Genomic DNA, 23490 nt, shown 5'->3' on the forward strand with positions numbered 1-23490 from the left:
ACGCCATGCATCAGCTATTGCGGCTGCTGAACGCGCTGGCGCTGTTCGCCTGGCCCTTGCTGGTGTGGCTGGCGCTGACTCACCCGCAGTGGCGCGGCGTACTGGTACTGCTGGCGCTGGTGTTCGCAGCGCGCATCTGGAGCCTGCGTCAGGCGCAGGGCGCGCTGGGACGCACGTTGCTGCTGCTGGCGCTGGTCGGCTGCCTGCTGTGCCTTGCCAGTGTGGTGTTACGCGCGCAGCATCTGCTGCTGTGGTATCCGGTGGTGGTCAACGCGTTGCTGCTGCTGCTGTTCGCCGGTTCGCTGTTCAGCCCGATGCCACTGGTGGAGCGGCTGGCGCGCCTGCGTGAACCCCAGCTGCCGCCGCGCGGCGTGCGCTATACGCGGCGCGTTACGCAGCTGTGGTGCGGGTTTTTTATCTTCAACGGCAGCGTGGCGCTGACCACCTGCCTGCTGAGTAATATCCGGCTATGGACACTCTGGAACGGGTGCATCAGCTATGTGCTGATGGGCGCGCTGATGAGCGGCGAATGGCTGCTGCGTCAGCGCATGAGGAGACAGGCATGAAGGCCGTGGCGATAGGTGACTGGCTGCACGGTGACGATCGTATCGTCGCCTGGCAGGGACAACAGCAGCATACGCTGGCGCAGATGCGGCAGCAGGTGCTGGGCTTAACTCACCGGCTACAGGCGCAGCCCGGTGCGCGCTGGGCGCTGTGCTTCGACAACAGCTATCACTTTCTTGTGGCGCTGCTGGCCAGCTGGTATGCCGGCAAAACCCCGGTGATCCCCGGCCACTGCCGCGCCGCGCAGCTGGAAGAGATGCGCGACAGCCTTGATGGTGTGATCAGCGATATGCCGCTGGCGCTAACGCTGGCTCAGCTGCGCTGGGACGGGGCGCTGGCGCAGGGCGTGCTGCCAGAGATGGCGGCCGGGGCCAGCCTGGTGCTGTTCACTTCCGGCTCAACCGGGACGCCGCGCCGCGTGGTCAAGTCACGGCGCGCCATGGACGTGGAAGCCCAGTGGCTGGCCGATCTGTGGGGTTCGCGTCTGCAGGGATGTCACGTCATTGCCTCGGTCAGCCATCAGCATCTGTATGGCCTGAGTTTTCGCCTGATGCTGCCGATGGCGCTCGGCCTGCCGTTCGCCGCGCAGCAGATCTTTTATGGCGAGCAGCTGGCCGATCAGCGTGCCGATCGCCGCTATGCCTTCATCAGCAGCCCGGCATTTCTGCGCCGGCTGGACGCCACGCTGTCGCCGCCATCCTGCGCGCTGATTGTCTCCGCGGGTGGCGCGCTGCCGGGCGCGGATGCACAACGCGCGCAGCAGACGCTGGGCTGCGCGGTCGATGAAATTTACGGCAGCACCGAAACCGGGGTGATCGCCTGGCGCCGGGCCAGCGACGACGCTGCGCTGTGGCAGTGTTTCCCGCAGGTCACGCTGCGCGAGATTGCGCCGCAGCGCTGGCAGGTCTTTTCCGATCTGCTGGAAAGCCGCGACGGCTGCGCGCTGGACGATCGCATTGTGCCGCAGCCGTCAGGCCAGTTTCAGCTGGCGGGACGTCAGGATCGGGTAGTGAAAATTGAAGACAAGCGCGTGTCGCTGAGCGAAGTAGAGCGCCGCCTGCTGGCGCTGCCCGGTGTGGAAGATGCCGCCGCGCTGGCGCTGCAGCGTCACGGCCGCCATGCCATCGCGGTGGTGCTGGCGCTACCGCAGCTACCCGACGCCGCCACGCTGCACCAGCGCAAACAACAATGGAAACGCGCGCTGCAACCCTGGCTGGAGCCGGTCGCTATGCCGCGCTACTGGCGGGTGGTAACGGCGATTCCGGTCACGGCGCAGAGCAAACGCGCATGGCCGCAAATAGAGGAACTGTTTGATGTTACCGGTTGAATTAGAGGCGCAACAGCAGGACGGCACGCTCACCCTGCGCCTGCTGGCGGCTGCCGACCTGCTGTGGTTTCGCGGCCACTTTCCGACGCTGCCGATTTTACCGGGCGTGGCACAGCTTGACTGGGTACTGCACTACGGCCTGACGCGCCTCGCGCCGGGTAAGAGCTTTGCCTCGATTGAAAACATCAAATTCCAGCAGCCGGTGCCGCCGGATGCGCAGCTGGAGCTGCAGCTACAGTGGCAGCCGGAGAAGTCACTGCTGAGTTTTCACTACACGCTGCTGCATGGCGCGCAGCGCGCAGTGGCCAGCAGCGGGAAGATTCGCCTGTGCTGAGTACATCGTTTGCCCCCTGCGTGCTGATTCCCTGCTATAACCATGGCGCGATGCTGGCGTCGGTACTGGCGCGCCTGGCCCCGTTCAACCTGCCGGTGATCGTGGTCGATGACGGCAGCGATGCCGGGACCAAACAGCACATCGCCGCGCTGAATGCGCCGCAGCTCCAGGTGCTGACGCTGCCGCACAATCAGGGCAAGGGCGCCGCGGTGATTGCCGGACTGCGCGCGGCCGCGGCCGCGGGCTTCAGTCATGCGCTGCAGCTGGACGCCGACGGTCAGCATCAGGTCGAGGACACCCCGCGCATGCTGGCGGAGGCCGCACGCTATCCGCACTGCCTGATCTCCGGCCAGCCGCAGTACGATGACTCCATCCCGAAATCCCGGCTGTATGGCCGCTACATCACCCATTTCTGGGTATGGGTGGAAACGCTGTCGCTGTCGCTGAAAGACAGCATGTGCGGTTTCCGCGTCTATCCGCTGGCTGCCTCGCTTGAGCTGTGCGATCGCCGCGCCATCGGCCAGCGCATGGATTTTGACACCGAGATCATGGTGCGCCTCTACTGGCAGGGCACGCCGAGCCGGTTTATCCGCACGCGCGTGACCTATCCGCCGAGCGGGGTTTCACACTTTGACGCGCTGCACGACAACCTGCGTATCTCATGGATGCACACCCGTCTGTTCTTTGGCATGCTGCCGCGCATCCCGCAGCTGCTATTCCGCCGGCAGCAGCAGGCGCACTGGGCGGCAACGCCAGAGCGCCGCGGCCAGTGGGGGCTGCGCTTTATGCTGTGGCTGTACCAGCGTGCCGGCCGCCTGCCGTTTATTCTGCTGCTGTGGCCGGTGGTGGCGGTGTACTGGCTCAGCGGTCGCGCGGCGCGGGCGGCATCGCGGCAGTGGCTGGCGCGCGTGCAGGCGGTGGCGCATCAGCAGCAGATCGCGCTGCCGCGGCCGCTTAGCAGCTATCGCCACTTCCTGCGATTTGGCGGCAGCATGCTGGATAAAGTCGCCAGCTGGCGCGGTGATCTGCGCTGGGGACGCGACATCGACTTCGCGCCCGGCGCGGAAGCGGTGATTCGCGCCGCTGAAGGCAAAGGCCATCTGATACTCGCCTCGCATCTGGGGGATATCGAAGCCTGTCGGGCGATGGCGAAGCAGGTCAGCGGCCTGGTGATTAACGCGCTGGTGTTTACCGACAACGCCCAGCGTTTTCGCGCGGTGCTGGAGAGCATTGCGCCGCAGGCGGGCGTCAATCTGCTGCCGGTCAGCGATATCGGCCCGGACACGGCGATTCTGCTGCAGCAAAAGCTGGATGCCGGCGAATGGGTGGCGATTGTGGGCGACCGCACCGCCGTGCAGCGTCAGCGCGGCGGTGAGCGGCGCGTGGTGTGGAGCGAATTTATGGGCCATCCGGCACCGTTTCCGCAGGGACCCTTTGTGCTGGCGGCGGCGCTGCGCTGTCCGGTGCTGCTGATGTTCGCGCTGCGCCAGCAGGGCAAACTGCGCGTGCACTGCGAGGCCTTTGCCGATCCTTTACCGCTGCCGCGTAATGGGCGACAGCAGGCGTTGCAGGCGGCGGTCGATCGCTATGCTGCGCGCCTGCAGCAGCATGCGCTGCTGGCCCCGCTGGACTGGTTTAACTTTTACGATTTCTGGGCTCTGCCCGAAGAGGAGCAACGCGATGCGTGACGCAAGCTGGCGCGCGGAGATTGAACGGGTGGTTTCGTTTCATGACTGCGATCCGATGGGCGTGGTGTGGCACGGCCACTATTTCCGCTACTTCGAAGTGGCGCGTGAAGCGCTGCTGCGCAGCATTAATTACAGCTACGCAGAGATGAGCGCCAGCGGCTACGTCTGGCCGGTGGTCGATACCCGGGTGAAATACCGCCTGCCGCTGCGCTGTGAAGAGAGCATTCGCGTCGAAGCCAGCATCAGCGAATACGAGAACCGGCTGCGCATCGATTATGTCATCCGTAACGCCGCCGGGCAGGTGACCACCAAAGCGCACACGCTGCAGGTGGCGGTTAACGCCAGTACGCAGGAGATGTGCTTTGTCTCACCGGAAATTCTGCTGCAGCGTTTGGGGGTGTCATCATGATTCGTCTGTTCTGCCTGCTGCTGACGCTACTGAGCGCCAGCGCCAGCGCGGTGACGCTGGAACAGTTGCAGCAGCGCTTCGCCAGCCAGCCGGTGATCCGCGCCAGCTTTGTTCAGGTGCGCAGCATTGCCGGCATGGCGCAGCCGCTGGTGTCGCGCGGTCAGCTGCTGATTGCTCAGCAGCAGGGGCTATGGTGGCACCAGGCGACACCGTTCCCGATGACGCTGATTCTGGACGATCATCGCATGGTGCAGAGCATGAGCGGCCAGCCGCCGCAGGTGATCACCGCCGACAGCAATCCGCAAATGTTCCAGTTTAATCATCTGCTGCGCGCGCTGTTCCAGGCCGATGAGCAGGTACTGCGCGAGAATTTTGTGCTCGATTTCCGCAATGACGGCGGTGACGGCTGGCAACTGAGCCTGACGCCGAAAGCGGCACCGCTGAATAAGATCTTCAACCGCATCGATCTGCAGGGCGCGGCGTACCTCAACCGCATCACGCTGGACGATCGCCAGGGCGATAAAACGGAAATCACCCTGAGCGATACCCGCACGCAGCCCGCCCAACTGACAGATGAAGAGCGAGCCCGTTTTGCCACAGCGCAGTGAGATTTACGCCGCGCGCGCGTGGCTGGCCGTCTGTCTGCTGCTGATGCTGGCGCTGGTCTGGTTGCTGCCGCGCAGCCACATCAACAGCAGCGTGCTGGCTCTGCTGCCGCAGCAGAATCTTGGCCAGGCACCGGCAGAGATTCAGCAGGGCTTTATGCAGCGGCTCGATCGCCAGCTGGTGTGGCTGGTGACTGCGCCCGGCGCAGACGGTGACGCCGCCGCCGCGTGGTGGCAGGCACAGCTGCAGGCGCTGCCGATGCTCAGTGAGGTCAGCGGTGCGCTGGATGAGCATCAGCTGCAGCGCTGGGGAAGCTTCGCTTATCAGCATCGCAACGGGCTGATCGATCCGCTGACGCGCGCGCGCTTGCAGCACGGCGGTGGCGCGCAGGCTGACTGGATACTGGCGCAGCTGTTCTCGGCGTTTGCCGGGGTCAGCAGCAAAGAGCTTGCCGGCGATCCGCTGCTGCTGGTGCGCGGTGCGCAGCTGGCGCTGCAGCAGAACGCCAGCAAAATGGTGCTGCACAACGGCTGGCTGACGGTGAGCGATGCCCAGCAGCGCCGCTGGTATTTTCTGCACGGTGAGCTGGTGCATAACGCCTTTAGCATGGCGCAGAGCCATCAGCTGGTCAGCGCGCTGCAGCAGCTAGAGCAGCAGCTGAAACAGCGCTGGCCGCAGGCGCAGCTACTGACGCGCGGCACGGTGCTGTTTAGCGACGATGCCAGCCAGCGCGCCCAGCACGATGTGGCCACGCTGGGCAGCGTGACGCTCGGCGGTTTGCTGTTGCTGGTGTGGCTGGTGTTTCGCTCGCTGCGGCCGCTGGCGCTGAGCGCGCTGTCGGTAGCTATCGGGGCGATGGCCGGCACCGTCGTCACGCTGCTGTTTTTTGGTGAGCTGCATCTCACTACGCTGGTGATGAGCCTCAGCATTGTCGGCATCTCGGCCGATTATACGCTGTACTACCTGACGGAACGCATGGTGCACGGCGAGCACGCCACGCCGTGGCAGAGCCTGCATAAAGTGCGCGGCACCTTGCTGCTGGCGCTCGGCACCACGGCAATCGCCTGGCTGCTGATGCTGCTGGCACCGTTTCCCGGGCTGCGCCAGCTGGCGGTGTTCGCCGCCAGCGGCCTGAGCGCCGCGTGCCTGACGGTGATCTGCTTCTATCCGTGGCTGGTGCGCGGCCTGCCGGTGCGGCCGGTGCCGGCGATGGTGTGGCTGGCGCGCTGGCTGGCCGCGTGGCGCCGCCAGCGCGGGCTGCGCGTCGGGTTACCGTTGCTGGTGGCCCTCTATGCGCTGAGCGGCATCTTGCAACTGCGCATCGACGACAATATTGCCCATCTGCAGAGCGCGCCGGCGCAGCTGCTGGCACAGGATCGCCAGCTGGCGCAGCTCACAGGACAGCAGGCCGATCAAACCTGGTTTGTCGTCTGGGGCGATAACGAGCAGCAGGTGCTGCAGCGGCTGAATGCGCTGGCACCCGGTCTGCAGCACGCGCAGCAGCAAGGCTGGCTGGCAAGTTATCGTCTGCTGCCGCTCAGCACGCTGGCGCAGCAGCAGCAGGATGTCGCGCTGTTACAGCAGGCAGCACCGACCATTCTGGCGCGTCTGCAACAGGCCGGCATCTCTCTGGCGCAGGCCAGTCTGCAGCCGATGCCGGTCAGCGTGCAGGCGTGGCTGGCGAGTCCGCTGAGTGAAGGCTGGCGGCTGCTGTGGCTGTCGCTGCCAGACGGACGCAGCAGCGTGCTGGTTCCGGTGAGCGGCGTGACCAACAGTGCGGCGCTGCAAAAGCTCGCGACACCGCAGGCCGGCGTGAGCTGGGTCGATCGCAAAGCCCGCTACGATGAGCTGTTTGGCTTCTGGCGCACACTGCTGAGCGGCCTGCTGGCGCTGGCGCTGCTGCTGATCACCGTCAGCTATACCCTGCGCCTGGGTCTTAAGGCCGGGCTGCGCAGCGCGCTGCCGTCGTGGCTGTCGCTGGCGGCCGCGCTGGCCACGCTCGGCTGGCTGGGTGCCAGCCTGAATCTGTTTGCGCTGCTGGCGCTGATTCTGGTGCTGGGCATTGGCATCAATTACACGCTGTTCTTCAGCAATCCGCGCGGCACACCGCTGACCTCAATGCTGGCGGTTACGCTGGCGATGATGACCACGCTGCTTACGCTGGGCATGCTGGTGTTCAGCAGCACCAGCGCCATCAGCAGCTTTGGTACTGTGCTGTGCAGCGGAATTTTTTGTGCATTTTTACTGGCGCCGCTGGCGCTGGCGGGCGGAAAAAGGAAACCACGATGAGAACGGGTGCGTTACTGCTGGCGCTCAGCCTGCTGCTGAGCGGGTGTGCGTCTCACCATGACCAGTCCAGCCGGCCCACGGCCTGGCTCAAACCCGGCGTGCGCGTTGCGCTGCCGGCACCGGGCATCTCGCCCGGCTTTCAGCAGCAGCAGTTGCTGACCGGACGCGTGAAGGGCAAAACCCAGTCGCTGCTGGTGCTGCTCAGCGCGGATGCGCAGCAGATCTCGCTGGCCGGGCTGTCGTCGCTTGGCATCCGGCTGTTCCGCGTGACGTACGATCAGCAGGGGATTCATACCCAGCAGATGATGGCGCTGCCCGACCTGCCGCCAGCCAGTCAGGTGCTGGCCGATGTTATGCTGAGCTACTGGCCGGTCAGCGCGTGGCAGCCGCAGCTGCCGTCCGGCTGGACGCTGCGCGACCGTGGCGACAGGCGAGAACTGCGCGATGCCGCCGGCCAGCTGATCAGCCAGATCCATTATCTGCAGCGCGGTGCGCAGCGTGAGCCGATCAGCGTCGATCAGCGCGCCTTTGGCTACCAGATCCACATCCAGCATCTGGACGCGTCCTCATGATTTACCTTTCGGCATATGGCATGGTTAATGCGCTGGGCAGCAGCCTGGCGCAGATCGCCGCTCAGCTGCAGCAGGGCACCGCCCCCGGCATGCAGCCGCGCGACGGCTGGTTACAGCAGGGCAAGCGCTGCTGGCTGGGCGAAGTGCCGGGCGCACTGCCGCCGGTAACGGCGGCGCTGGCCGCGCATGACACGCGTAACAACCGGCTGCTGCTGGCGGCGCTGCAGCAGTGCCGGCCGGCGCTGGATGCGGCGATTGCGCGCTATGGTCGCGCCCGCGTGGCCATCGTGCTGGGCACCAGTACCTCCGGCGTGGACGAGGGCGATCGGCAGACGGACGCTGGCCATCGCGGCTACGATTACCGCATGCAGGAACTGGGCGATCCGTCGCGCTTTCTGGCGCACTATTTGCAGCTGGATGGTCCGGCGTACACCATTTCGACCGCCTGCTCCTCCAGCGCGCGCGCCATCATCAGCGGGGCGCGGCTGATTGCCGCCGGTCTGGCCGACGTGGCGCTGGTGGGCGGTGCCGACTCGCTCAGCCGCATGCCGATCAACGGTTTCGCCACCCTCGATTCACTGTCGGAACAGCACTGCGCCCCGTTTAGCGCCGGGCGCGACGGTATTTCGATTGGTGAAGCGGCGGCGCTGCTGCTGCTGACGCGCGAGCCACAGCCGCTGGCGCTGCTGGGCTGCGGTGAGTCCTCCGATGCCTGGCACATGTCAGCGCCGCATCCGCAGGGCGAGGGCGCGGAAGCCGCCATGCGCATGGCGCTGCAGCAGGCCGGTTTACAGCCGCACGAGGTGGGCTACATCAACCTGCACGGCACCGCCACGCCGCTGAACGATCAGGTCGAAGCGGCGGTGATTCATCGCCTGTTCGGTGACGCCGTGCCGTGCAGCTCCACCAAGCACCTCACTGGCCACACGCTGGGCGCAGCAGGCGCCACCGAAGCGGCGCTGGCGGCCCTGATTATTCAGCAGCAGCTGCCGCTGCCACCGCAGGATTTTTCGCTCGCGGCTCAGGACACTACGCTGCCGGCCTGTGGCCTGCTGACGGCGGCGCAGCCGCTGGCGCGCCCGGTAATTGCCTCCAACTCATTTGCCTTTGGCGGGAACAATACCTGCCTGATTGTAGGATCTTCGCATGAATGATTTTTTGCCGGTGGGCGATTACCTGCCGCACCGCGCGCCGCTGCTGCTGCTTGAGCGCGTGCTTGCCGTCACGCCAGACAGCGTTGTCTGTGCCGTCACGGTGAGCCCGCACGGCGTGCTGGCACCGTTTCTCACGCCGCAGGGCGAGCTGCCGGCGTGGTTTGGCGTCGAAATCATGGCGCAGACCGTGGGCGTCTGGTCCGGCTTTCATGCCCGCCAGCACGGCGCCAGTGACATCCGCCCCGGCATGCTGCTGGGCGGGCGCGGCTATCGCGCCAGTGCGGCCACTTTCGCAGCACACAGTGAACTGCAGATAGAGATGCGCCTGCTGATGCGCGATGACAAGCTCGGCAGTTTTGAAGGCGAGATCCGCTGCGGCACCAGCCTGCTGGCCAGTGGACGACTGAACACTTATCAGCCCGACGACGATGAATTAACCCGATTAGCGCAACAAGGAACCGAGTGATGACCCGCAGCGTATTAGTAACCGGGGCCAGTAAAGGCATTGGCCGTGCCATGGCCTTACGTCTGGCCGCCGACGGATTTGATATCGTGGTGCATTACCACCGCGACGCTGCCGGCGCACAGCAGACGCTGGCGCAGATCGTTGCCGCAGGCGGCCGCGGCCGCACGCTGCAGTTCGACGTTGCGCAGCGGGAAGCCACGCGTAACGCGCTGGAGCAGGATATTGCCGCGCACGGCGCCTATTATGGCGTGATCAGCAATGCAGGCATCACCCGCGACGGTGCTTTTCCGGCGCTGACGGAAGACGAATGGGACAGCGTGATCCACACCAACCTCGACAGCTTCTACAACGTGATTCATCCCTGCGTGATGCCGATGATCGGCCTGCGCCAGGGAGGACGTATCATTACGCTCTCTTCGGTATCCGGCATGATGGGCAACCGCGGACAGGTCAACTACAGCGCGGCCAAAGCCGGCATCATCGGTGCCACCAAAGCGCTGGCGATTGAACTGGCGAAACGCAAAATCACCGTGAACTGTATCGCGCCAGGTTTGATCGATACCGGCATGACCGATCTTGAGCCGCAGGTGATCGACGAAGCGCTGAAAATCATTCCGATGAAGCGCATGGGCGCGGCAGACGAGGTGGCCGGTCTGGCCAGCTATCTGATGTCGGATATCGCCGGCTACGTTACGCGGCAGGTGATTTCCATCAACGGAGGGATGTTGTGATGCAGCGGGTAGTGGTTACCGGTATGGGCGGCGTCACCGCGTTCGGTGAGAGCTGGAGCGCGGTGGCGCAGCGCATTAAACAGGGCCAGAATGCGGTACGCAAGATGCCGGAGTGGCAGGTTTATGACGGCCTGCACACGTTGCTGGGCGCGCCCGTCGATGATTTCGCGCTGCCGCCGCACTATACGCGCAAGCGCATCCGCGCCATGGGCCGCGTCTCGCTGCTGGCGACGCGCGCCACTGAACTGGCACTGGAGCAGGCCGGGCTGATTGACCATCCGGTGCTGACCAGCGGAGAAACCGGCATCGCCTATGGGTCTTCGACCGGCAGCACCGGCCCGGTGAGCGAGTTCGCCACCATGCTGACGGAAAAGCACACCAACAACATTACCGGCACCACCTACGTGCAGATGATGCCGCACACCACGGCGGTTAACGCCGGGCTGTTTTTTGGTCTGCGCGGCCGCGTGATCCCGACATCCAGCGCCTGCACCTCCGGCAGCCAGGCGATCGGTTACGCATGGGAAGCGATTCGTCATGGCTACCAGACGGTGATGGTCGCCGGCGGCGCTGAGGAGCTGTGCCCGTCGGAAGCGGCGGTGTTCGACACGCTGTTTGCCACCAGTCAGCGTAACGACGCGCCGCACACCTCACCGGCACCGTTCGATCAGCAGCGCGACGGCCTGGTGATTGGCGAAGGCGCGGGCACGCTGATTCTGGAGTCGCTGGCACATGCGCAGGCGCGCGGCGCGACCATCTATGCTGAGCTGGTCGGCTTCCACACCAACTGTGATGCGGCCCATATCACTCAGCCGCAGCGTGAAACCATGCAGATTTGTATCCAGCGCGCGCTGGACAGCGCAGGGGTGACGGCAGAGCAGATTGGTTACATCAACGCGCACGGTACCGCCACCGATCGCGGCGATATCGCCGAGAGCCTGGCCACGGCAGCGATTTTTGGCAACCGCACGCCGATCTCGTCGCTGAAAAGCTACTTCGGTCACACGCTGGGTGCCTGTGGCGCGCTGGAAGCCTGGATGAGTATTGAGATGATGCGTGAGGGCTGGTTTGCGCCCACGCTGAACCTGACCCAGCCTGCTGCCGAGTGCGGCGAGCTGGATTACATCACCGGCGAGCCTCGTCTGCTGCAGACCGATTATATCCAGTCAAACAACTTTGCGTTCGGCGGCATCAACACCTCGCTGGTGTTTAAACGCTGGCGCGACGCCTGATTCGCTCCGTTTACCCAGCATTCCCGTCGTCCGGCGGGAATATTCTTCCCCCGATGATGCGTCTGGCGGTGGTAAACCGCCGGATTTCGCTTGCATTTAACTGTACGCTGCGCATAATCGCAAACCGCAATAATAATGATTCTCAGTATAGTTTGCATCAGGGGATAACCATGCGCAGAACGCCTTTCAATCCCGGAATGAAACCGACGCTGCTGGCCATGCTGGTCAGCGCCGGTTGTTTGCCAGTGATGGCTGCTACCACTAACACCAGTAAAACGACCCAGAGCGCTAACGAACAGCAGACGCTGACCGTCACCGCCACGCCGCAGAATGAGTTCAAACCCGGCGGTAACGACTTAGTCCCGGCCTTTCTCGACGGCCAGATTGCCCACGGCGGTCGCCTCGGCATGCTGGGCGAGCAAAACGCCATGGATGTGCCGTTCAACGTCATCGGCTATACGGCAAAAATGATTCAGGACCAGCAGGCGCAAACCATTGCCGATGTGGTGCGCAACGATGCGGGTGTGCAGAACGTCAAAGGTTACGGCAACTTTGCTGAAACTTACCGCATTCGGGGTTTCACGCTCGACGGGGATGACATGACTTATGGCGGTCTGCCGGGCGTGGTGCCGCGTCAGGTGATGGACGCTTCGCTGATCGATCGCGTGGAGATCTTCAAAGGCGCCAACAGTCTGGTTAACGGCGCAGCCAGTTCCGGCGTCGGCGGTATGATTAACCTTGAGCCAAAACATGCCGACGATACGCCGATCAATCGTGTGGGCATTGATTACACCTCCTCGTCTCAGGTCGGCGGAACGCTCGACGTGGGACGTCGCTTTGGCGATAACAACCAGTTTGGCGTGCGGTTCAATGCGGTGCATCGCGAGGGCGAAACCGGCGTTGACGGCGAGAAAAAACGCACCACGGCGGCCTCGGTCGGTCTGGATTATCGCGGCGACCGGCTGCGCACCTCGCTGGACGTCGGCTATCAGAAGAAAACCTTCCATGACGGCTTGCAGGGCGTGAAGTTCGCCAGCGCCGGCGTGATCCCGGCGGTGCCGTCAAACTCGCATAACTACAGCCAGAAATGGGTGTACAGCGATATGGAATCCGAATTCGGTATTGCCAAAGCAGAATACGATGTTACCGACAGCTGGACGGCGTATGCCGGCCTCGGTGCACAGCACGCCCATGAAACCGGCAACTATGGCGCGCCAACCCTCACCAACAGCAACGGTGACGGCACCATCAGCAGCTTCTACTCCAACCGCATTCAGGACAACATGAGCGGTATGGTGGGGCTGCGCGGTGAGTTCCACACCGGTTTCGTCAGCCATAAAGTCAACGTGGGTTACTCGGCGCTGACCACCAATGCGAAAAATGCCTACGACATGTCGCTGGTGGGCACGCCGTTTAATATCTACCACAGCGGTGACGTGGCGGAACCGGCGGCCACCTTCGCCGGCGGTAAGTTCTCCGATCCGCTCACCACATCACGCACCCGCACGCAGGGCTATCTGCTGAGCGATACGCTGGGATTACTGGACGATACGCTGCTGGTAACCGTTGGTGCACGCCATCAGAAAGTGGTGGTGCGCAGCTATAACTACAACACCGGTGCGGAAAGCGTTGATTCGCGCTTTACCAACGACCGCTGGATGCCAACCTACGGCGTGGTCTACAAGCCGTGGAAAACCGTGGCGCTGTACGCCAACCATACGGAAGCGCTGCAGCCCGGCGAAGTGGCCCCTAAAGACGCCGTCAACTATGGCACTGTGACCGGCGTGGCGCACTCGAAGCAGAATGAGATCGGCGTGAAAACCGATTTCGGCCGCATCGGCGGCTCGCTGGGACTGTTCGAAATCCAGAAACCGTCCGGCCTGATCAACAGTGACAATGTCTACGTGATGGACGGCGAGCAGCGTCATCGCGGCGTGGAAGCCAACGTATTCGGTGAGCCGGTGCTGGGCCTGCGCCTCAACGCCAGCGCCACCTGGATCGATCCGGTGATGAAGAAAACCGCCGGCGGCACCTACGATGGCAAACAGGGGATCGGCGTGCCGCGCTACACCTACGTGCTGGGCGCGGAGTATGACATCAAACCGGTGGAGGGTCTGACGGCCACCGCGCTGCTCAACCACAGCGGTTCTCAGTACGCCAACTCGGCCAACACGCTGAAGCTGGACAGCTACACCACGCTGGATCTCGGCATGCGTTACCGCATGAAGGTGAATCAGAACGATCTGGTGTGGCGCGTGGCGGTGGAAAACGTCACCAATGAGAAGTACTGGTCAAACGTTGATGATACCGGCACTTACCTCGCGCAGGGCGACCCGCGCACGCTGAAAATTAGCATGAGCTACGATTTCTGACGGGCAGCCACGGGGCGAGGTTACGCACCGTGGCTTTTTCCTGCTGAAATAGTGCTGTACCTGAGCCGCTATTCCATTACACTCTGTGCGGCAATCCTGCTGAAAAAACCTCTTTCCTGTTGAGTCATCATGAGTTCACCGGCGCCACCAGACGATTTCGACGAACCTTTACGGCAACCGCTGGATGATGCGCACTTCGCCATTGTGGTGCTTGCAGTGACCTCGGTTACCCTTATAATCTTCGTCCTGATGCTTACGTTATGGATGAGCTGAGGCCTGCAACCGACAACGGACGCCCGCAAGGAGATGTCGATGGAATCCCGGGATGACAAACTGATCGCCATCATTGGACTGCTTTCTGCCTGCCTGATCGGCGTGGTGTTTCTCTTCACCATGACCTGGCTGACGGACGTACGCCATCCGGCCGATCCGTCACTGGATGTACAAACCTGCCCGCCCAAAACCGCCAGCCCGGTGCAGCACTCTTAATCCTGAGTGCGCCATTTAATCTGCTGACTGCGTAACTCCAGCGCCAGTGCTTCGTGCAGGGTGCGGTTACCGTTGGGATCGCCCAGACCAAACAGCGCGCCAGGCGAGCGCCGATCGTCGGCCCACGCCGGATACTCCACCACCGGATAGAGCGAAATGCCTTCCAGCGCCACGCCCTGCGCTAAGGCCAGCCGCGCTTCATCACTGACATGGCGCAGCCAGGGCGCGCGCGCGTCACCTTCCGCGCCGGTTTCCGCCAGCAGCAGCGGACGCTGATAACGCTGCCAGCACTGCAGCAGCAAACGGTGCAGCGGCTGCCGCTGTGGGTGATCGGGCGGGATGGTATCGCCGGAGAAGAACCAGTGGTTGTCGGGATAATAGTTCAGCCCGAGGATGTCGAGAAAATCCGCCTGACCACCCAGCTCCGGCGCATCGCGTCCCGCCAGCCAGTCCCAGGCTTCAAACTGTGCCTGATGCTGGCTGTCGGCGTAGGGTTTACTGTCGGGGTTATGCGGATCGGCGGCGATTTGCACCAGCGGATCGGTCAGCACAAAGCGGGCATCCGGATAGACCTCGCGAATGGCGTGCATGGCCGCCAGCGAGGCGCGCACCAGCTGACGTTTCAGTTCGCGGCCGCGCGCGCTGGCGTAGGGATCGAGCCAGGAGACATCGGCACCGGCCCATGACCAGAACGATATCTGGTTAATCGGCGTGAAAAACGGCTGCACCACGCCTTCATCGCGCATCAGCTGCGCCATGGCGCGCGCGAAGCGGCCAAAGTGATCCACAAACGCCGGCTTCCAGATATCGAGATGGTCAGGGTAACCAAAGTGCGCCAGCTCCCAGATGATTTGCAAATCATGGCGCGCCGCAGCGTGAATCATCGGCAGAAAGGTGCGCCAGTCGTATTCCCCTGGCGTGGCTTCAATCAGGTGCCAGCGCGCACCGTCACGCGCGGTGCGCAATCCTTCCTGCGCCAGCGCGGCGTAATCTTTCTCCAGCAGCATGTCATGGCCGCTGCTGATCACCATATCCAGTCGTCGCCCGCCGCTGCGGCAGGCGGTAGAGCAGGGGAAGCTGCCCTGAAAAAAGCTGCGAAATAGCCGGGGCTGATGGCGCGGGGATAGCTGAGTCATGATCTTCTCCTCACGAAGAACGCCGGATGCAGAACGCCTGGCTAAGTCTAGACTAAATTAACGCCGCACCCGACGCGGAAGTAGACGGCTCTGATTGCCTTTACGTGCGGTGATACCAACAATAACAGCTTCAGGGTAAGCAGGGATTGAGTATGAGCGAAGCGGCACTGCGTTCCTCACGCGAACGGCCGGGCGATGGGTTGAGGGCACATGCGCAACAGCAATGCGCGCGTCATCCGGGACTGAGCGGCATCCATCCGCTTAATGATGGACTGGATGCGTTTGCGGCGCGCTATCTGCTGATGGGCATGGCGCAGCATACCATCGACGTCCAGTATTACATCTGGCACAACGATATGTCCGGGCGACTGCTGTTCAGCGCGCTGCTGGATGCGGCGGAGCGCGGCGTGCGGGTGCGTTTGCTGCTGGATGACAACAACACGCCCGGGCTGGATGACACGCTGGCCGAACTCGATCGGCATCCGAATATCGCCGTGCGACTGTTCAATCCCTTCTCATTTCGCACCCTGCGCGCGCTGGGCTACCTGACCGATTTCGCCCGCCTGAACCGTCGGATGCACAACAAGAGTCTGACGGTTGACGGCGCGGTGACGCTGGTGGGCGGCCGTAATATCGGCGACGAATATTTTGGCACCGGTAATGAGCCGCTGTTTACCGATCTCGACGTGCTGGCAATGGGGCCGGCGGTCGCGGAAGTGGCCGGGGATTTTGAGCGCTACTGGCACAGCAAAGCGGTATCGCCGCTGCGCAGCGTGGTGGATACCCGCGCGCCGCCGCATGAAGCGGTGCGTTTGCCGCCGGAGTGGCAGCAGAGCGAGGCGGTACAGCGTTACCTTTCGCGGCTGGAGAAATCCTCGTTTGTCAGCCAGCTGGAGCAGGGCTCGCTGAGCATGACCTGGGCCCACACGCGGCTGCTGAGTGACGATCCGCGCAAAGGGCTGGGCAAAGCGAAGCGCTCCTCTTTGCTGCCGCAGCGCATGCTGGAGGTGATCGGCACGCCGCAGCAGCAGTTCGATATCATTTCGGCCTATTTTGTGCCGACCCGCGCCGGCGTGGCGCAGCTGCTGGCGCTGAAGCGACGCGGCGTAAAGATTGCCATCTTAACCAACTCGCTGGCGGCTAATGATGTCACCGTGGTACACGCCGGCTACGCGCGCTGGCGTAAAAAGCTGCTGCGTCACGGCATCGCACTTTATGAGCTGAAACCGCAGGCCAACGCCGCTGACGCGCCGCACGATCGCGGTCTCACCGGTAACTCCGGCTCCAGCCTGCACGCCAAAACCTTCACCGTGGACAACCGTAAAGTGTTTATCGGCTCGTTTAATTTTGATCCGCGCTCGGCGGTGCTGAACACCGAAATGGGGCTGGTGATCGAGAGTGAAGCGCTGGCGCAGCAGACCCATCAGCGCTTCAGCAGCGGCATGCGCGATCGCGCCTGGACGCTGCGGCTGGATAAGTGGGGCCGCGTTAACTGGGTGGAGTACAGCGGCGAAGCGCGGGAAGTGGTGCATAAGCACGAGCCGCAGTGCACGCTACTGCAGCGCCTGCTGGTGCGGCTGGTGTGGCGTTTGCCGGTGGAGTGGCTGCTGTAGCCGGGCCACATCAGGGTGCAGCCCGGCGGTAAGCGCGCCGTTACGCCTGCGCGGCGCGATCGGTTTTGCGCTGCGGCTTGCCGGAGAACAAAAAGCGCAATAGCGGGATGCGCAGATGGATCTCATACAGGGCAAAAGCCACGCCAAACACCATCAGCAGCCCGACAAAGAAGCCCAGCGTATTGCTGCTGATGTGCGGCGTGACGTAGATGCCGTACAGAATGGTCAGCGGATGGTGCACCAGATAAATAAACAGCGAGGCGTTGACCAGATACATGATGCGCGGCGAATGGCTGTTGAGCAGCTTGTGACCGAAGCTGAAGCAGACGTTCAGCATACACAGGCCCATCAGCGTTGAGATGAGCGCATCCAGCTCATAGAGCCAGCCTTCGCCGCTGCTGTAGCGCTGGTTCAGGCTGTAAGCGATAAACACCACAATCGCGCCAAAGCACATCACCGGATTAAAACGCACAAACAGCGCTTTCAGCGCCTGATGTTTCCAGCTCAGCGCGCCCAGCATGAAGAACGGCAGGAAAAACAGCGACTGCATCACCGCGATGCTGAACAGGCCGTCCATTAACAGCGCGGGCGCAAAGTGGAAAATCAGCCGGCGGAAGGCGCACCACACCAGCGCATAGGCCAGCAGGGCCAGCGTCAGTTTGCCCCAGCCTACCTGCTGATAATCAATTCGGCGCTGCTGATCGCGCAGCCAGCGGAAGCTCAGCATGCCAAACGCGGTCAGGATCACCAGGACCAGTAAAAACCACAGGTGCGAAATCAGATCCCACATCAGCGCGTTGTACTTGTCATACAGCGAGAAACTGGCCCAGTCGCCCACTTTGCTGGTGAGATTTTTCAGCATGAAAAACTGCGGCAGGGTAATCAGCGGGACGGCGGTCAGCAGCGGAATGCCGACGCGCTCCAGCCGCACTTTCAGCCAGCGATTAGGCTGATAGCGCAAATAGAGCATGTAAGAGAAATACCCTGAAATAACAAAGAACACCTGCATGCGGAAGGCGTGAATAAAATCATTCAGCACCGTCAGCCACAGTGAGGCGTCCTGGCTGTTAACCGACCAGCGCTGGGTCGAGTAAATCAGCGAGACGTGAAAAGGCACGCCCAGCAGCATTAAATACGCTCGAATCGAGTCGAGAAAATATTCACGTTCGGGTTTGGCTGAACTCATAAGCTTCCGGTTTGTCAGTTTACTTGCCGGTTTCACCCTGAAACCGGATTATGCCGGACGAAATTCTACCGGCTGTAAACAGCGTATACTATCAGGTGATTCTGTTTCTTAATCTTCCGGGTTTAATTATCCGAAAAGTACACTTTTGGCTTACGAATCAGAGGAACAATCTTTTACATAAGCTGTCGGAAAACCGAATAATCCTTTAAGATAATTGGGTTTGATCTAAGCACACGAAAGGGGGGGATGTGCTGACTAAAGTGAAGAATAATGGCGGGCTGGTGAAGATGCGCTGGGTAGGCGCAGCAGTTCTGCTGGCGTTGTACGCCAACAATAGCTGGGCGTTCAACATTGATGATGTGGCAAAACAAGCTAAGGCGCTGGCAGGGAAAGGTTTTGAAGCGCCAAAGAGCAATTTACCCTCTCAGTTTCGTGAAATGAAGTTTGCTGACTATCAGCAGATCCAGTTTAACCACGACAAAGCATACTGGGGCAAACTGCGCACGCCGTTTAAGCTCGAGTTCTATCATCAGGGCATGTATTTCGACACGCCGGTGAAAATCAATGAAGTCACCGCGTCTTCGGTACGTGAAATCAAATATAACCCTGACTATTTCAATTTCGGCAACGTGAAACACGATGCCGATGCGGTGAAAAACCTTGGCTTTGCCGGTTTCAAAGTGCTGTATCCTTTAAATAAAAAGGGTAAAGACGATGAGATCACCAGCTTCCTGGGCGCCAGCTATTTCCGCGTGATTGGCGAAGGCCAGGTGTATGGCCTGTCGGCGCGTGGTCTGGCGATTGACACCGCGCTGCCGTCCGGCGAAGAGTTCCCGCGCTTCAAAGAATTCTGGATCGAACGGCCGAAGCCGCAGGACAAACAGCTGGTGATTTATGCGCTGCTGGATTCACCGCGCGCTGCCGGTGCCTATCGCTTTGTCATCCATCCGGGCACAGAGTCGACCGTGGACGTGCAGTCCAAAGTGTATCTGCGTGACAACGTCGGCAAACTCGGCGTGGCACCGCTGACCAGTATGTTCCTGTTTGGCGCTAACCAGCCGTCGCCGGTCAGCAACTTCCGTCAGGAGCTGCATGACTCGAACGGCCTGTCGATTCACGCCGGGAATGGCGAATGGATCTGGCGTCCGCTGAACAACCCGAAACATCTGGCCGTCAGCACTTTCACCATCGAAAATCCGAAAGGATTTGGTCTGTTGCAGCGTGGCCGTGACTTCAGTCACTACCAGGATCTGGACGATCGCTATGACCTGCGCCCGAGCGGCTGGGTTGAGCCACAGGGTGACTGGGGCAAAGGTCGCGTAGAGCTGGTGGAAATCCCGACGGCGGACGAAACCAACGATAACATCGTGGCCTTCTGGACGCCGGAGAGCCTGCCGGAACCGGGCAAAGAGATGAACTTCAAATATCGTCTGCACTTCACGCGTGATGAGAACCAGCTGCACCAGGACGATGTGGCCTGGGTGAAAGACACGCTGCGTTCGGCGGGCGATGTGAAGCAGTCTAACCTGGTGCGTCAGCCGGATGGTTCCATCGCCTTTACCGTCGATTTTGTTGGTAAAGCGATGAGCAAGCTGCCGGAAAACACCCAGGTGGCGCCGCAGGTCAGCGTCGGTAACAACGCCGACGTGGTCGAGCAGAGTGTCCGCTACAACCCGGTCACCAAAGGCTGGCGTCTGGTGCTGCGTCTGCGCGTGAAAGACAACAAGCAGCCGACCGAGATGCGTGCGGCGCTGGTGAGCGGCGACAAGACATTGACGGAAACCTGGAGCTATCAGTTACCTGCCAATGAATAAATCGACTTATTTACCTCAATCATACGTGGAGGCGCTGCCGCTTGATGCGGCAGCACGCGCCACGCTCAGCGCCTCGCTGCAGAATGCGCAGGCGTTCCATGCCATTCACAGCGCGCTGGGGCAGGACATCGCTGCCAGCGAACGGCCGGACGATGCGCCGCTGAAATCGGTCTCGTCGCGCGTAGCCATGGCGTGGCCGGATTCACTCGCCGGCGGTCAGCAGCTCAGTAAAGATTATCTCGAACGCACCACGCTGAAGGCGATGCCGCCGGTGAAGCGTTCGCTGATGTTCCCGGAAGCCTGGCGTACCAACCCGATTGCACGCGCCTGGGATTCCCTGCGCGGGCAGAAGGGCAATCCACGCTATGCCACGGTGGAAGAGCAGAAAGCGGAAGACAAATGGCGCCACGTAGGCTCCATGCGTCGTTACGTGCTGCTGATTCTGACCATTCTGCAGACCGTGGTCGCCACCTGGTACATGAAAACCATTCTGCCGTATCAGGGCTGGACGCTGCTCGATCCGGTCGAACTGTTTAACCAGAACTGGTTGCAGTCGGTGGAGCTGATCCTGCCGTATATTCTGCAGACCGGCATTCTGTTCCTGTTTGCCATCCTGTTCTGCTGGGTATCGGCCGGTTTCTGGACCGCGCTGATGGGCTTCCTGCAGCTGCTGATCGGCCGCGACAAGTACAGCATTTCGTACTCGACCACCGGGGATGAGCCGCTAAACCCGGAACATCGCACCGCGCTGATCATGCCGATCTGTAACGAAGACGTGGAACGCGTGTTCGCCGGTCTGCGCGCCACCTGGGAATCGGTGAAGCGCACCGGTAACGCGGAACATTTCGACGTTTACATTCTGAGCGACAGCTACGATGCCGACATCGCCATCGCCGAGCAGAAAGCGTGGATGGAGCTGGTGCGCGATGTTGGCGGCGCGGGCAAAATTTTCTATCGCCGTCGTCGTCGTCGCGTGAAGCGTAAGAGCGGTAACATCGATGACTTCTGCCGCCGCTGGGGCAGCAACTACAGCTACATGGTGGTGCTGGATGCCGACAGCGTGATGAGCGGTGAGTGTCTCACCGGTCTGGTGCGCATGATGGAAGCTAACCCGAACGCCGGTATTATCCAGTCGTCGCCGAAAGCGTCGGGCATGGATACGCTGTATGCGCGCTGTCAGCAGTTCGCCACCCGCGTATACGGGCCGCTGTTTACCGCCGGTCTGCACTTCTGGCAGCTGGGCGAATCGCACTACTGGGGGCACAACGCCATCATCCGCGTACAGCCGTTCATTGAACACTGTGCGCTGGCACCGCTGCCGGGCGAGGGTTCGTTCGCCGGTTCGATTCTGTCGCATGACTTCGTGGAAGCGGCGCTGATGCGTCGTGCCGGCTGGGGCGTATGGATTGCCTACGATCTGCCGGGTTCCTATGAAGAACTGCCGCCGAACCTGCTCGACGAGCTGAAGCGCGATCGTCGCTGGTGTCACGGTAACCTGATGAACTTCCGCCTGTTCCTGGTGAAAGGCATGCACCCGGTGCACCGCGCGGTGTTCCTGACCGGCGTAATGTCATACCTGTCGGCACCGCTGTGGTTTATGTTCCTCGCGTTATCGACTGCCCTGCAGGTGGTGCATACGCTGATGGAGCCGACCTACTTCCTGCAGCCGCGTCAGTTGTTCCCGGTGTGGCCGCAGTGGCGTCCTGATTTGGCCATCGCGCTGTTCTCCACCACGCTGGTACTGCTGTTCCTGCCGAAGCTGCTGAGCGTGGTGTTGATCTGGTGCAAAGGGGCGAAACCGTACGGTGGCGCATTCCGCCTGTTCCTCTCACTGCTGCTGGAGATGCTGTTCTCGGTGCTGCTGGCACCGGTGCGCATGCTGTTCCACACCGTGTTTGTGGTCAGCGCGTTCCTTGGCTGGGAAGTGGTATGGAACTCGCCGCAGCGTGACGATGACGCCACGCCGTGGAGTGAAGCGTTCCGTCGCCACGGTTCGCAGATGCTGCTGGGGATTGTCTGGGCCGTCGGTATGGGCGTGCTCGACCTGAATTTCCTGTGGTGGCTGGCGCCCATCGTCTTCTCGCTTATTCTGTCGCCGTTTGTCTCGGTGATGTCGAGTCGCGCCACGGTCGGTCTGAAGAGCCGGCGGGCTAACCTGTTCCTGATTCCGGAAGAGTATGAGCCGCCGAAAGAGCTGGTCGATACCGATAACTATCTGCAGCTGAACCGTGAACGTGCGCTGAAGCATGGCTTTATGCATGCGCTGTTCAACCCGGCGTTTAACGCGCTGGCGACGGCGATGGCGACGTCCCGCCATAAGCAGAGCACCCTGCTGGATCACGCGCGCGATCGCCGCGTCGATCAGGCGCTGAGCGATGCGCCGGAAAAACTGAACCGCGAGCAGCGTCTGCAGCTGATCAGCGATCCGGTGGTGCTGGCGCGCGTTCACTCACGCTTGTGGGAAAGTGCGGATAAATATCATCAGTGGGTAGAGAGTTATCAGAAACTCGCGCTCAACCCGCAGGCGTTGCCTCAGCGCGCCTGACAGGCTAACGGTGATGAAAAAGCGGCAGCGATGCCGCTTTTTTTTTAGCTGCCCTGCAGCAACCCGGCCAGCGTGTCTGACTTAATCTTTACGCATAAAGGCATAGCGGTTTACCGGCACCCGCGGCTAAAATGGCGTAAGGTTGATCGGTTAAAAACACGCCGGATCGCACCCATAGCGTCGCGGCGCAATTTATCAGGCACCGCGCCGTGACAAAAACATTCCCGTTTAAGCACAAATTTAATGACGACCTGACGCGCGTTACGACGTAAACCGCGCCAGTTCATGGTGAGTGGATTTCGTGAACTATTGCCTGAAGTTATTCCTGCTGGGCGCTGCCATACTGCTACTGAGCGGCTGTGGCAGCATTATCAGCCGCACCGTGCCCGGACAGGGGCACGGCAACCAGTATTATCCCGGCGTACAGTGGGATGTGCGTGACGGACCGTGGCGCGTGCTGACCATTCTCGATCTGCCGCTGTCGCTGGTGATGGACACGCTGCTGCTGCCGGTGGACGCGCAGCACGGCCCGTACGAGTAACTTACGCCCAGTTGTCTGACGGACTGTCGTCGTCTTCCCACTCTTCGGCTGCGGCCTCACCTTCTTCGAGGTCGCGCGGCGGCTCCAGCTGGAATTCACCTTCGTCCCATTCGTGCAGGGTGTTTTCCGCCTGCCACTCCTGGCGCAGTTCAATTTCATCGAAATTACCGTCGAACACCGCCTGCGCCGCTTCACCGCTGCAAATCGGCAGGCATTCGCCCTGGCCGTCTTCATCAGCGAAAAACTCCGCCTGCCACATGATATCGCCATCCTGCATCACGTATTTCTGCAGCGCAAACTGGCTGACGCTGGCGTCATCCTGCTCAATCTCAGGCTGGCTGCTGAGGAACTCTTCGCGTGCGGCTTCAATGGCTTCTTCTAACGTACTATACAGGCTCATCTGCAACTCCTTGTCAGTGCAA

21 protein-coding genes are annotated in these 23490 nt (G+C 61.7%); 18 read left to right on the forward strand and 3 right to left on the reverse strand.

The genetic code is table 11. The annotated features are described in order from the left end of the window. Positions 1-5: 5 nt before the first annotated feature. The 14 genes from MXF20_RS02055 to MXF20_RS02120 all read left to right on the forward strand — a co-directional run bounded on the left by MXF20_RS02055 (position 6) and on the right by MXF20_RS02120 (position 14233). A complete protein-coding gene (locus tag MXF20_RS02055) occupies positions 6-566 on the forward strand; it encodes a hypothetical protein (protein ID WP_325967386.1) in 561 nt (186 codons plus the stop codon). Next, complete coding sequence (locus tag MXF20_RS02060; protein WP_325967388.1) at positions 563-1891, forward strand: AMP-binding protein; 1329 nt, start codon at positions 563-565, stop codon at positions 1889-1891. The genes MXF20_RS02055 and MXF20_RS02060 overlap by 4 nt, the downstream gene beginning before the upstream one ends. Beyond that, positions 1878-2225 (forward strand): hydroxymyristoyl-ACP dehydratase, encoded by a 348-nt coding sequence (locus MXF20_RS02065; protein WP_325967389.1) that lies wholly within the window; start codon positions 1878-1880, stop codon positions 2223-2225. The genes MXF20_RS02060 and MXF20_RS02065 overlap by 14 nt, the downstream gene beginning before the upstream one ends. Beyond that, positions 2219-3913, forward strand: a complete 1695-nt coding sequence (locus tag MXF20_RS02070; RefSeq protein ID WP_325967391.1) for a glycosyltransferase family 2 protein — start codon at positions 2219-2221, stop codon at positions 3911-3913. The genes MXF20_RS02065 and MXF20_RS02070 overlap by 7 nt, the downstream gene beginning before the upstream one ends. Next, on the forward strand, positions 3906-4322 hold the full coding sequence (locus tag MXF20_RS02075; protein WP_325967392.1) for a thioesterase family protein: 417 nt from the start codon (positions 3906-3908) through the stop codon (positions 4320-4322). The genes MXF20_RS02070 and MXF20_RS02075 overlap by 8 nt, the downstream gene beginning before the upstream one ends. Beyond that, positions 4319-4930, forward strand: a complete 612-nt coding sequence (locus MXF20_RS02080) for an outer membrane lipoprotein carrier protein LolA (RefSeq protein ID WP_325967393.1) — start codon at positions 4319-4321, stop codon at positions 4928-4930. Before MXF20_RS02075 ends, MXF20_RS02080 begins: the two co-directional genes overlap by 4 nt. Then, positions 4896-7217, forward strand: coding sequence for an MMPL family transporter (locus MXF20_RS02085; protein WP_325967395.1), 2322 nt, complete (start codon positions 4896-4898; stop codon positions 7215-7217). Before MXF20_RS02080 ends, MXF20_RS02085 begins: the two co-directional genes overlap by 35 nt. Next, on the forward strand, positions 7214-7789 hold the full coding sequence (locus tag MXF20_RS02090; protein WP_325967396.1) for a DUF3261 domain-containing protein: 576 nt from the start codon (positions 7214-7216) through the stop codon (positions 7787-7789). Before MXF20_RS02085 ends, MXF20_RS02090 begins: the two co-directional genes overlap by 4 nt. Then, a complete protein-coding gene (locus tag MXF20_RS02095; RefSeq protein WP_325967397.1) occupies positions 7786-8943 on the forward strand; it encodes a beta-ketoacyl-[acyl-carrier-protein] synthase family protein in 1158 nt (385 codons plus the stop codon). The genes MXF20_RS02090 and MXF20_RS02095 overlap by 4 nt, the downstream gene beginning before the upstream one ends. Then, entirely contained in the window at positions 8936-9409 is a 474-nt protein-coding gene (locus tag MXF20_RS02100) for a 3-hydroxy-fatty acyl-ACP dehydratase (protein WP_325967398.1), read from the forward strand. Before MXF20_RS02095 ends, MXF20_RS02100 begins: the two co-directional genes overlap by 8 nt. Further along, complete coding sequence (locus tag MXF20_RS02105) at positions 9409-10140, forward strand: 3-ketoacyl-ACP reductase FabG2 (protein WP_058759685.1); 732 nt, start codon at positions 9409-9411, stop codon at positions 10138-10140. The genes MXF20_RS02100 and MXF20_RS02105 overlap by 1 nt, the downstream gene beginning before the upstream one ends. Further along, a complete protein-coding gene (locus MXF20_RS02110) occupies positions 10140-11372 on the forward strand; it encodes a beta-ketoacyl-ACP synthase (RefSeq protein ID WP_325967933.1) in 1233 nt (410 codons plus the stop codon). The genes MXF20_RS02105 and MXF20_RS02110 overlap by 1 nt, the downstream gene beginning before the upstream one ends. Positions 11373-11542: 170 nt before the next feature. Further along, a complete protein-coding gene (locus MXF20_RS02115) occupies positions 11543-13744 on the forward strand; it encodes a TonB-dependent siderophore receptor (RefSeq protein WP_325967399.1) in 2202 nt (733 codons plus the stop codon). Between the two features lie 312 nt (positions 13745-14056). Next, positions 14057-14233: a hypothetical protein gene (locus tag MXF20_RS02120; protein WP_021506450.1), complete on the forward strand. Its 177-nt coding sequence runs from the start codon at positions 14057-14059 to the stop codon at positions 14231-14233. Here the strand turns inward: MXF20_RS02120 and MXF20_RS02125 are convergent. After that, positions 14230-15369: a beta-glucosidase gene (locus tag MXF20_RS02125; protein WP_325967401.1), complete on the reverse strand. Its 1140-nt coding sequence runs from the start codon at positions 15367-15369 to the stop codon at positions 14230-14232. The genes MXF20_RS02120 and MXF20_RS02125 overlap by 4 nt on opposite strands. Before the next feature lie 152 nt (positions 15370-15521). On the opposite strand from MXF20_RS02125, the gene MXF20_RS02130 reads away from it, so the two are divergent. Beyond that, positions 15522-16982, forward strand: coding sequence for a phospholipase D family protein (locus MXF20_RS02130; RefSeq protein WP_325967402.1), 1461 nt, complete (start codon positions 15522-15524; stop codon positions 16980-16982). A 40-nt stretch (positions 16983-17022) separates the two neighbouring features. On the opposite strand, the gene mdoC is transcribed toward MXF20_RS02130, so the two are convergent. After that, positions 17023-18168, reverse strand: a complete 1146-nt coding sequence (gene mdoC, locus MXF20_RS02135; RefSeq protein WP_325967403.1) for a glucans biosynthesis protein MdoC — start codon at positions 18166-18168, stop codon at positions 17023-17025. A gap of 278 nt (positions 18169-18446) precedes the next feature. Between mdoC and MXF20_RS02140 the strand changes: the two genes are divergently transcribed. From MXF20_RS02140 to MXF20_RS02150, 3 genes are all read left to right on the forward strand, one after another. Beyond that, entirely contained in the window at positions 18447-19982 is a 1536-nt protein-coding gene (locus MXF20_RS02140; protein ID WP_325967934.1) for a glucan biosynthesis protein G, read from the forward strand. After that, complete coding sequence (gene mdoH / locus MXF20_RS02145; protein WP_325967405.1) at positions 19975-22527, forward strand: glucans biosynthesis glucosyltransferase MdoH; 2553 nt, start codon at positions 19975-19977, stop codon at positions 22525-22527. The genes MXF20_RS02140 and mdoH overlap by 8 nt, the downstream gene beginning before the upstream one ends. A 301-nt stretch (positions 22528-22828) precedes the next feature. Then, positions 22829-23068, forward strand: coding sequence for a YceK/YidQ family lipoprotein (locus tag MXF20_RS02150; protein WP_325967935.1), 240 nt, complete (start codon positions 22829-22831; stop codon positions 23066-23068). A gap of 1 nt (position 23069) precedes the next feature. Here the strand turns inward: MXF20_RS02150 and MXF20_RS02155 are convergent, their stop codons facing one another. Then, positions 23070-23468, reverse strand: coding sequence for a MysB family protein (locus MXF20_RS02155; protein WP_325967408.1), 399 nt, complete (start codon positions 23466-23468; stop codon positions 23070-23072). Between the last annotated feature and the right edge of the window lie 22 nt (positions 23469-23490).

Origin of the sequence: Pantoea dispersa (assembly GCF_035783935.1) — a bacterium.
Taxonomy (GTDB): domain Bacteria; phylum Pseudomonadota; class Gammaproteobacteria; order Enterobacterales; family Enterobacteriaceae; genus Pantoea; species Pantoea dispersa_C.